Annotated in this window: 9 protein-coding genes and 1 pseudogene; 9 read left to right on the top strand and 1 reads right to left on the bottom strand. The window is 34.7% G+C overall.

The features are described from left to right. The first annotated feature begins 427 nt into the window (after positions 1–427). The 4 genes from ABDZ84_RS16780 (at position 428) to ABDZ84_RS16765 (ending at position 2,991) form a co-directional block, all read left to right on the top strand. Complete coding sequence (locus ABDZ84_RS16780; RefSeq protein WP_026681722.1) at positions 428–1,366, top strand: ring-cleaving dioxygenase; 939 nt, start codon at positions 428–430, stop codon at positions 1,364–1,366. A gap of 308 nt (positions 1,367–1,674) precedes the next feature. Beyond that, entirely contained in the window at positions 1,675–1,830 is a 156-nt protein-coding gene (locus ABDZ84_RS16775) for a hypothetical protein (RefSeq protein WP_161629274.1), read from the top strand. Between the two features lie 137 nt (positions 1,831–1,967). After that, complete coding sequence (locus tag ABDZ84_RS16770) at positions 1,968–2,771, top strand: carbon-nitrogen family hydrolase (protein ID WP_308035987.1); 804 nt, start codon at positions 1,968–1,970, stop codon at positions 2,769–2,771. 28 nt (positions 2,772–2,799) lie between these two features. Next, on the top strand, positions 2,800–2,991 hold the full coding sequence (locus tag ABDZ84_RS16765; protein WP_026681725.1) for a hypothetical protein: 192 nt from the start codon (positions 2,800–2,802) through the stop codon (positions 2,989–2,991). Positions 2,992–3,310: 319 nt separating this feature from the next. On the opposite strand, the gene ABDZ84_RS16760 is transcribed toward ABDZ84_RS16765, so the two are convergent. Further along, entirely contained in the window at positions 3,311–4,270 is a 960-nt protein-coding gene (locus ABDZ84_RS16760) for an LCP family protein (protein WP_026681726.1), read from the bottom strand. A 343-nt stretch (positions 4,271–4,613) separates the two neighbouring features. On the opposite strand from ABDZ84_RS16760, the gene ABDZ84_RS16755 reads away from it, so the two are divergent. From ABDZ84_RS16755 to ABDZ84_RS16735, 5 genes and pseudogenes are all read left to right on the top strand, one after another. After that, positions 4,614–5,246 carry a DUF1232 domain-containing protein gene (locus ABDZ84_RS16755; protein WP_026681727.1) on the top strand — a complete coding sequence of 211 codons (633 nt, stop codon included), beginning with the start codon at positions 4,614–4,616 and terminating at the stop codon, positions 5,244–5,246. Positions 5,247–5,869: 623 nt separating this feature from the next. Next, the gene (locus ABDZ84_RS16750) at positions 5,870–7,981 is read left to right on the top strand and encodes a BglG family transcription antiterminator (protein ID WP_026681728.1); all 2,112 of its coding nucleotides are present in this window, start codon (positions 5,870–5,872) and stop codon (positions 7,979–7,981) included. Positions 7,982–7,992: 11 nt separating this feature from the next. Further along, the gene (locus ABDZ84_RS16745; protein ID WP_026681729.1) at positions 7,993–8,259 is read left to right on the top strand and encodes a PTS sugar transporter subunit IIB; all 267 of its coding nucleotides are present in this window, start codon (positions 7,993–7,995) and stop codon (positions 8,257–8,259) included. 36 nt (positions 8,260–8,295) lie between these two features. Continuing rightward, on the top strand, positions 8,296–9,657 hold the full coding sequence (gene ulaA / locus ABDZ84_RS16740) for a PTS ascorbate transporter subunit IIC (protein WP_343782318.1): 1,362 nt from the start codon (positions 8,296–8,298) through the stop codon (positions 9,655–9,657). 549 nt (positions 9,658–10,206) lie between these two features. Continuing rightward, positions 10,207–10,605 (top strand): annotated as a pseudogene (locus ABDZ84_RS16735) (TerC family protein). The last annotated feature ends 331 nt before the right edge of the window (positions 10,606–10,936 follow it).

The following is a 10,936-nucleotide window of genomic DNA, read 5'->3' as shown; positions in this document are numbered from 1 at the left end:
TAGCCACAAAAACCCCCCCTGAAATTAGATTTTTTACTCTAACTTCAGGGGGTCGGTACCTAATTAATTTATGATAATTATCGTTCGTTTTTTACTGTTTCTTCATTTTTTTGTGATAAAGAATTTAAAATATAGAAGAATACCCCTCTCACCCATAGCATTTTCACTCAGCCCATACAGTATAACCGTTAAGTGACTAAGTTTGGAGTTCTAAATTGCCTTACCTTGTGCTGCGGTGCTTTTAAGCAGACCAATTATTGCTTCATTGAGCCTATTACATAATAGGATTTGATTCCTGTAAATGTTTAGCTAGTCAATTACTTGAATAATATAGTGTTAGGTTGACAAACTAAGCATAAATCGCTATTATTATCTTTAATTAATAATACTTTAATTAAAGATAATTCATCAAAGGAAGTGTATAGTTGTGAAAAGAACAGCGGGAATTCACCATATTTCAGCAATTGTTGGCCATCCGCAGGAGAATGTAGATTTTTATGCAAGTATATTGGGGTTGCGACTTGTGAAGAAAACGATCAACTTTGATGATCCGGGTACGTATCATCTTTACTTTGGAAATAAAGAGGGAAAGCCAGGAACAATCATTACTTTTTTTCCATGGACCAATGCCTTTCCAGGTAAAATTGGTGATGGTCAAGTTGGTGTCACCTCGTATGCTATTCCACTGGGGGCGATGGATTTTTGGCAGGAACGATTTAGAGGTTTTGGCATCCAGTTCACAATGGAAAAGCGTTTTAGAGAAACGTATTTACGTTTTAAAGACCCCCATGGTCTACAATTAGAGCTTGTAGAGCGAGAAAACGGTGACCGGAATAATTGGACTTTTGGTAACATAACTCCTGAAGCGGCAATTAAAGGTTTTGCTGGAGCAACGTTATTTTCTTCGCAACCTGAAAAAACAGCGCAGGTACTAGAAGAAATAATGGGATTAGAGCGAATGGAAGAAGAAGAGGACCTTATTCGTTTTCGGTCTTTTGGGGATATTGGAAATATGATTGATTTAAAAACTACATCTGCTGGGCGTGGACAAATGGGAGTTGGAACAGTTCATCATATAGCTTGGCGTGCTGAAAATGATGCCGACCAATTAGATTGGCAAACATATGTTAGGGAGAGTGGTTATAGTGTAACAGCAGTTAAAGATCGAAATTATTTTAACGCAATATACTTTAAAGAACATGGTAATATATTATTTGAAATTGCTACAGACCCTCCTGGATTTTCCCATGATGAATCATTAGCGACGTTAGGGGCAGCGTTAAAATTACCAGAGCAATATGAGATTTATCGTGGGAAATTAGAAAAAACATTATTTCCTATTAAAATTAGGGGATTGGATCAATAATAATAAATTTGGAGGGGGGTAGCGTAGGAGTGCTTTCTTTGAATCCAATACATTTAATTGGTAGTGTGGTATCGCGATCGATGGCATTTGAGACTGAAGACAGTACTATTCATGGAGCACCATCAGCTTTTTTAATATCGTATCGTAACATCCTCCAACCATTCCACGGTCTTTTCAGCGCAAAGAGGATAGAATACAAAAGGATAATGTTAGAAATATTTTACAATCCAAAGCATTTGTAGTTCATATCGTAAATGAACAAATGTCAAGTAGACTAGAACATAGGGTGGTCATCTATCGGCAGGATTATGTGTTATCATGAAGATGGAGACAACTATAAGCAAGGAAGAATTAACCATACAGCATTAGGGGTAGTAGCATTAGGGGTAGTAAGTCGCTTTGCTGGTTCCATCACTAAGTTAGGTAATCGTTTTTCGATATCTGCCACAATAGAATGTAATTAAGTGAAGGTAGTATTATAGAAACTGCTTTCGCTTTTCAATAATTTGAATATTGATAATTATGATAATTGTGATGTATGATACGTAGTGGTGAAAAGCATAAAGGGCTAGAAGTAAAAAACGATGTTGGAGGGATAAGAATGATATTGAAATATGCTATCTATCAGATGGATATTGTCCCTGGTAACCCGTCCAAAAATCGAGCTAAAGTAAAAGAGTGGATGAAAAGAGAAGTAGCTAAAAATAAACCAGATGTTGTTGTGTTACCAGAAATGTGGACAACTGCTTATACACTACCATCATTAGATGAACAAGCAGATATAGGTGGTGAGCCAACAAAAGGTTTCTTACAAAACTTAGCGCTATCGCTAAATGTAAACATCATTGGGGGCTCAGTTGCAAATAAAGTGAATGATTGCTTCTATAATACGTCCTTCATTATTGATCGTAATGGAGTTGTTGTGTATCAATACAATAAGGTCCACTTAGTTCCTATGCTAGATGAGCATAAGTACTTAACAGGTGGTCAAAAGCCCCCAACAGTGTTTGAACTTGAAGGAGTAAAGATGGGTGTAATTATATGTTATGACTTGCGTTTTCCGGAGGTCATTCGTTCTTTAGCGCTTGAGGGAGTCGAAATTCTTCATGTCGTTGCAGAGTGGCCAGAGGCTAGGGCTGCTCATTGGAGAATCCTCCAATTGGCGAGAGCTATTGAAAATCAGATGTACGTTGTTTCTGCAAACAGAGTAGGAGAATATAATAATATTCTATTTTGTGGTAAGTCAATGGTAATCGATCCTTGGGGAGAAATAGTAGTGGAGGGTTCAAGGTATTCCGAGGACTCATTCTGCACACAAATTGATGCATCAACAGTTCCTCAAGTTAGAAAAGATATACCTGTTTTTGAAAGTAGAGTACCACACTTGTATAAAAAGTTGTTTTAGCACGGAAAATTAAAAGGGGAGGGTGGAAATGTTTCAAAAGATGAAAGATCCGTTGAAAAAATGGATGAATTCTAAGGTGATACAGGTAATTGGAAATATCGTTCTAATACTTATTGTACTCATGCTGTTTATAGTGGTTGGAACATTCGTTTACTTAGTAATCGCAGATCTATTATATAATGAATCTGCAATCAACGAAATTGTAAGTGATTACATATGATTTATTTTTTGTCTTAATAGATTATGTATGAATAGTAAAACAGATTAAGAAGCAAGCCTAGGTAAGGTTGAGTGTTGAATATTCCTGTATTAAGCAACAATAATTTTTGTCGTTACGTCCTATTCAATTTACTAAGGGGTGGAAAATACGAGTAAAAAATGAAAGGGTTTTCTGAAAATATGGATGCTGAAGTCGTGCCCGGAAGAATGAGTGTTTTCTTGATGAGCGATGATAGAGCCCGTTTTAAAAACGGAACTGTGTAGCTCTCTCACTTACACAGTCCCGTGTCTAGTCTATATTATCGTAAATTAGCTCGGACTTATTTATAATCGCTTTCTAAAAACGCTTTTAAAGCTTGCTTATTTTTTTCAAGATCGATGTTTAACACCGCTCCAGCATCTACATGTAAATTTGTATAAGAATTTTCGGTAGGGATGCGTAAGGTTTCTACTCCTTCGTTGGAATGTGTAAGTAAACCTTTACCTATCGAATATAAAATTTGTGTATTTACATTCGTATCTATATAAGCGTTGGTAGCTCCTAATATTTTTGGAAGTTTAACTAATTGATTGATCCTCAATGCTTGATCTTTTAATTTTGACAATACTTCTTGCTGACGCTCTACTCGACCGAAGTCATTTTGACTATCTTTTCGAAAGCGAACATAGCCTAATAATTGATCACCATGCAAAATTTGTTCGCCAGGATGCAGTGTCATGCCGATACCTTTAGACATTTCTTTTTCAATATTTACTTTTATCCCATCAGGTGCAACTAAATCTATAATTTTAGGAAAACCATTAAAATCGACGGTTGCATAGTAGTTAATATTAATATCAAAATTATGTTTAATGGTTTTTCTTAATAACTCTGGACCCCCGAAAGAGTAAGCTGCATTTAATTTTTGCATTCCATAACCAGGAATTTCAACGTATGTATCACGCATTAAGGATACAATTTTTATTTGATGTGTATGCTGGTTGTAATAACCAATCATCAATGTATCGGATCTACCTTTTTCTTCTCCTCGAGCATCGGTTCCTATTAAAAGTACTTTTATTTCTCCAAATTGTACTTCCTCTCCTTCAAATGGCTCAACAGTCGTATTGGCTACTCCTTTATTCATTGATAACCCCTGATTATATTGATATACACAGTAAATAATGATCATTGTAGTTAATAATGTTATCGATAAAATCAGTTTTCGATTTCGTTTCTTCCGTAATTTTTTTCTTTTAACTTGGTTATTGGCTACTTTACCCAAATTTCTCACCTTCATCATCTGTATTGTACTAGTAAAACGTACTTATGCTTTCCTCTCTTGATAGTATAAGTTGATATTACTAAAAGCTTCTTTTACAACTTACTCCCTTTATATGGAATTAAATATGATATAATTATTTTCCAATATACAGATGTGTTGATTTTTTGTCAACGTTTTTTATAGGTGGAGATGTCTTGGAGATAGAATATAATTGAACTATATTAAGTGTTATTAAGAAATGGATTGTATTTTTGATAAATAACATATCATAATATGTTGACTTAAATACAACGTTTTTGACAAAATTATAATGAAGGTATAAAGTAAAAAAGAGTTTTATAGATGAGGAGTAGTGACAATGTCTCTAAATGAAAATGATACGTTAGGTTCTTTAGTAAAGGAACTCTTGCATAAAAAATCATTATCTATGCGTAAATTCAGTAAATTGACTTCCATCGATGTAGCGACGATATCGCGAATTGTTAATGGAAAGCGACGTGCTAACTTAAATCATTTACAAGTATTTGCTCAAGTATTGGACGTTCCGATTGTAAATTTGATGCGAGCTGCTGGTTATGAAATCGAAAAGAATGTAACTGATGATGCTAATGAAACGATACGACAAATGCAAAAAGTTATAGAAAAATCGGATATCCATCAAGAGGAATTTACCCTTGATTTGTTAGAGCAACGGTTATCTTCTTATCAACAATACTCTAGAACGGATGAAGGGGAAGAAATCATACGTAAGGAATTTAAAGAAAAAGTGAAAAAGGTAGCAGGTGTTGGACCATACATCCAACAGCTTCAGGATATATTTACGAAATTTACATTACGTAAGGGGAACGCAAAGGAACTAGCTGTAATGGGTGGTGTGTTAATCTATTTTATCTTAACGATGGACTTAGTGCCTGATTACCTATTTCCAATCGGCTTTATTGATGATGCGATTGCTGTTCAAACTGCAACCCAGCTTTTATCGCAAAAATAATAGGAGCGATGCATATAAAATGAAGCGTGTAGGTACTTTTTCAAATCATTTCAGGGTATTTATTTCTATTGTGTAAACCAAGTATTTTGGTATATGTTTGATTTTGAAGTCCTGGGGAAAAGAGCTTCCTTGAAATTGTCTGTTGAAGTATCTTCACAGCAGCCGATGACGATGCGTATACAGTAGTAAAATTAAATGAATCCAGCCAAATCGCTTTAAACCAAAGAAATTGAAAGAGCTGAATTAATGATAATAGAAAGTGAACAAAACACGGTGCTTGGAGTAGCAGAAATATAAAGTACGATTTGTATGTAATTTAGAGTATTCTATGATACTAGGTTAAACAGCAGTCGTTATATTATTGAAAAGACCTATATAAATGAAAGATTATATAAAGCGAAGATAGTTGATATTACTTGAACTATCTTCGCTTTTTCATGGATATAGGCTGTCTGTGATGTTGCTCTACTGTTTATTATTGCAAAATCATAATCTTACATTTTATGGTCTGTGAAACCTCTTACACAAACGTAATAATAGGGTTATAATTACGGTGTAAAGCGATGCAAAAATAAATCAGCTTTTTATTTTTGCAAAATTACTTTCTAGAAAGGTATTTCAAAATGGTATTAGATAAAAGGCGCGCGTACTTATTATCTATAGTTATGAAAGAATGTAAACCAATTCACACAAGAAGATTATCTGAATTATTGGGAGTTTCTCAGCGTACCATTTACTACGATTTAGACCAACTTAATAATTGGCTGACAGAGCAATGCTTAGAACCAATCCAAAATTGCTATGGAAAAGGAGTTTATTTAGTAGATAAGACTAGAAAAGAATTAATTTATCAAGGGATTATTGTGACGGATGACTATGCATATCAATTTTCAGAGCAAGAAAGAAAGTTACTCCTTACAATCAGGCTATTGACTGATAATGAGCCTTCTACTATGAGAGGCTTTATGGATATGACTAACATGAGTCGTAGTTCTGTAATAAAGGATATAAAGCATGTTAAAGCTTATTTGTCCAAGCATTATCTTCGTCTGCATTATACAAGACCAATCGGCTATCAAGTTGACGGTTCGGAAGAGCAGAAAAGGAGACTAGTTGCTCATATTTTATCCTATACATTATTACAGAAAGAATCAGATATATTTCAGAAAAAAATCTATCAAATTCTCAATCCGTTTTCTAAGCTGTACCATCAAGCCGACCATGCTAGGGAAGCTATTCTAGCTATCATTCATGAAGCGGAATGCGAACTTGGTTTAACGTTAACAGATGAAATGGTAGAAATGCTGTTAATACAGTTATTGGTAGTAGTGAAGCGAGTAAAGGCAGAACAAATTGTAGCAATTGATATAGAAGAAAAGAATGTATTACGTCAATCTGTATACTTTCACGCAGCTCAGTTCATATCTAATAGATTAACTACTAAATATCAATTGGAAATCCCAGATGATGAAATATGTTTTTTAACAATGAGCTTACTAGGCTTAAAGGTCCATCATGATGATTTTCGAAATTATACAGAACGAGAATTACGTGGTCTTCAACGTGTGGTTCATCGTATGGTATCAGAATTCCAAAATAATGCATGTGTCATTTTTGATGATCGAGATGGTCTAGAGAGGAATCTTATTTCACATATTAAACCAACATATTATCGTTTGAAGTATGACGTAAAATATTCCAATCATTTAACAGAGAGCATTCGAAAAAATTATGAAGAAATTTACCATTTTACAAAGCAAGTTATCGTTCATTTGGAGTACTATGTCGGCAAACAGATACCAGAGGATGAGATTGCATATATTTCTTTACATTTTGGCGGATGGTTAAAGAAAGAAAAAAAACAGGTGAATGTAAATTATCGGGCTATTATTGTATGTGAAAATGGGATAGGGACATCAAATATGCTAAAAACCCAACTGGAAAGCTTAATCGTTGGACTTGATGTAGTTGCTGTTCAATCCATCCGTGAATTTAATCAGCAACACCATCAGGTAGATGTTATTTTTTCAACGAATTATCTTAAAGAGAAGGATATCCCAGTTATTCATGTAGCACCGATTTTATCCAATCATGATAAGGAACGTATTTTAATGCAAGTGAATGATATGTTTAACATAGAAACCGTAACTCATGATGAAACGAATGCATTTATGGAGATAATTGCGAGGTTCGCTTCGATTAGAGATCCAATTGGCTTACAAGAGACTTTAAAAAAAATGCTGCAGGATCGAACTCATCATGTAAAGGAGATACGAAAACCAATGCTTAATGAGTTGTTAACAGAGAAAACGATACAGTTCAGAGATCATGTGTCTAATTGGCAAGAGGCTATTAAAGTAGCAGCAGAGCCTTTAGTTTTGCAAAGAGCAATTAAACCAACTTATGTTAAGGAGATGATCGATAATGTGAAGGAGATGGGCCCTTACATCGTATTAGCACCAAACATAGCTCTGCCACATGCAAGACCAGAAACTGGAGTAGAGAGATTAGGTATGAGCTTTTTGCGATTAAAGGAACCAGTATATTTTTCAGCAAAGGAAAAGCACCGTGCACAGTTAATCATTGTGCTAGCAGCTATTGATAATGAAACTCATTTAACTGCGCTTTCTCAATTGACAGACCTTCTGTCGGTAGAAGAAAATGTACAGCAGTTAATTGCATCAGAAAATATACAAGATGTACAGAATATCATTAACCAAATTAATCTTATTTAGGAGGAAATAACATGAAAAAAATACTAGTTGTTTGTGGAAATGGGTTAGGAAGTAGCATGATTGTTGAAATGAACGTGAAAGCAATCTTGAAGGAGCTTGGTAAAGAGGCTGATGTATCTCATACAGATTTAGCTACAGCAAAATCTGAACAAGCCGATGTGTTCTTAGGGTCAGAAGATATTGTTAATAGTTTAGAGGATGGTAAGAAAAATGTTATTAAGCTTAAAAATCTAATGGATAAAGGAGAACTTCGAGACGCGATTGAGCAAAATATCTAACTTTACTATACATTTAAAGAAGGGGGAGACGTATAAATGATTGATTTAATAATGAATGATGTGCTAGGAACACCAGCAATCCTTGTTGGGTTATTTGCCTTAATCGGATTAATAGCTCAAAGAAAGAATGTTGCCGAAGTGGTTTCTGGAACACTCAAAACAATTATGGGCTTTGTGATTTTAGATGCAGGAGCAAATGTTATTGTATTGGCACTTGGGCAATTTTCTAGTATGTTTAATGAAGCTTTTAGCGTAGACGGTGTTATTCCAAATAATGAAGCAATAGTGGCGGTTGCTCAGCAAAGTTTTGGAACGGAAACGGCAATGATTATGTTGTTTGGTATGGTAGTAAATACTATATTAGCACGACTTACACCATATAAATACATCTTTTTAACTGGACATCATACGATGTTTATGGCATGTATGATTGGTGTAATCCTAACAACAGGTGGACTTACAGGTGTAATCCTAATTGTGGTGGGATCAATTATATTAGGTTCATTGATGGTTCTTTCACCAGCTATGCTGCAGCCATTCACACGTAAAATTACTGGTTCAGATGATTTTGCGATAGGTCATTTTGGATCAATGGGTTACGTTGTATCTGCGTTAGTTGGTAAATTAATTGGGAAAAATTCGAAATCAACAGAAGAATTAAAGGTGCCTAAGTCTCTTGGATTCCTTCGTGATACTTCCGTTTCTGTATCATTAACGATGGTGATTTTGTTCTTTATCGTAGCTGCTTGTGCTGGTCCTACATTTATTGAATCGGAATTAAGTAACGGACAAAACTTTCTAGTATTTGCTTTCTTACAGGGGTTAACATTTGCTGCAGGTGTATATATTATTTTAGCTGGTGTTCGAATGCTTTTAGGAGAAATAGTACCGGCCTTTAAGGGAGTGGCAGATAAATTTGTTCCTAATGCCAAACCGGCTTTAGATTGTCCTGCTATCTTTCCTTTCGCTGGAAACGCTGTTATTATCGGTTTTTTATTTAGTTTTATTGCAGGATTAATGAGTATGCTTCTTCTTCCTTTATTTGATTTGAAAGTAATTGTTCCAGGATTGGTACCACATTTCTTTACTGGGGCAGCCGCTGGGGTGTTTGGAAATGCTACTGGTGGACGTAGAGGTGCTGTTATTGGAGCAATGGCTAACGGGTTTATTATTAGCTTCCTTCCAGCATTATTACTCCCTGTATTAGGAACACTTGGATTTGAGGGTACGACATTCGGTGATGCTGATTTTGGCATAGTTGGGATCATACTAGGGAATTTGATTCAGTTTATTCAATCTAATTTATTATTTATCATCGTTATTTTTGTAGGCTTAGTCGTAATTTACGCCGTCGGCTGGAAGACGGTAAAGAATGTAGAGAAGAAAGACGTGGCATGATTATTTATACTACCTGGTATTTGAATCTTTGGAATGCCAGGTTTTTATTTCTATAGATTAGATCATGCTGATAATGAAGTAATTGGCTTGCTTATTATGTATGAAATAATACTTAGGAATTTAAGTAACCATAGCATAGAAAGTGTTGAGAACTGGGTAATAAATAACGAAATATGTTTTTGGATAACTACGTATTATTGAGTGCTGAGAGTGAAAAGTATGTCGATAGTTCTGAGGAGTTTCTAAACCATAAGAAAATAATAAATTTATTTACGGGGGATATGTAAATAAAAATATGATACGATGATTGTCTTTAGGGGTTATAATTTAACATTAGCATACTATTAACAAAAGGAAAGGATAAGCATACTTTTTAAATTTGAAGCCTTCGCTAATGATATGAATTCAAAAATCTTCGTGCTGCCTTTGTTTTTGAACAGTTCCTTTGTAAAAATTATAATAGCTTTGACTGTTTAGGTCTGATACTATTTCCTAGCACATAGATTAATAAAATCTCACGTTTATAAAAACGAGAGAGAAAGTAGTATCATGGGATTAATTGAGTCTATAATTAAAATATTGTTAGTGAACTTGATTCTAAGTGGTGATAATGCTGTTGTAATAACGTTGGCAAGCAGACGTCTTTCCGATCATTTAAAAAAGGTTGCCGTGATATGGGAGATTTTAAGAGCAATTGTCCGAATGCTGTTTGTTTTTATCGTTCTATATCTCTTAAAATTACCTTTCATTCATTTGATTGGTGGCATTCTTTTACTCATAGTAGCCTATAAGCTACTAGAGGACAAACAGGGGGAGTAAATTATAAGAATAGGAAGTTCCATGTGGGAATCTATTGTACTTATAATTGTTGCTGATTTAATCATGAGCTTAGATAATGTATTGGCAATTGTAGCTATTTCTAATATGGTGATATATTTCTTATCATGATTGGCATCATTGTCAGTAATTCCACTCATTATTATAGCCAGTCAATGTAGGATGGAATTAATGGAGGCGGTTACCAATCATTATGTATGGGAGAGCGGCTCTATTTACATATACAGCAGGAGAATGCTCCAGAGAGAGACTCTTGTGCAAAACATTTTGAAAGCGTTATCTTTATCGGAAGCGTACTTACGCTTAATTATTATTTTAATTGTTCTTAGTATAGGAGAGTACCGAAGAAGTAAGTAAAAAAGAGTTAGTGTTTTAGGAGCATTCCTGTAAGGGAGAAATTTGAGGGGATATCGAAGCAGAGTCCGGATGCATAAAAAAAGCC

Source organism: Virgibacillus salarius, assembly GCF_039521925.1.
Taxonomy (GTDB): Bacteria; Bacillota; Bacilli; order Bacillales; family Amphibacillaceae; genus Virgibacillus; species Virgibacillus salarius.
Note: the sequence above shows the minus strand (reverse complement) of the source record. Positions and strands in the feature narration are given on the sequence as shown.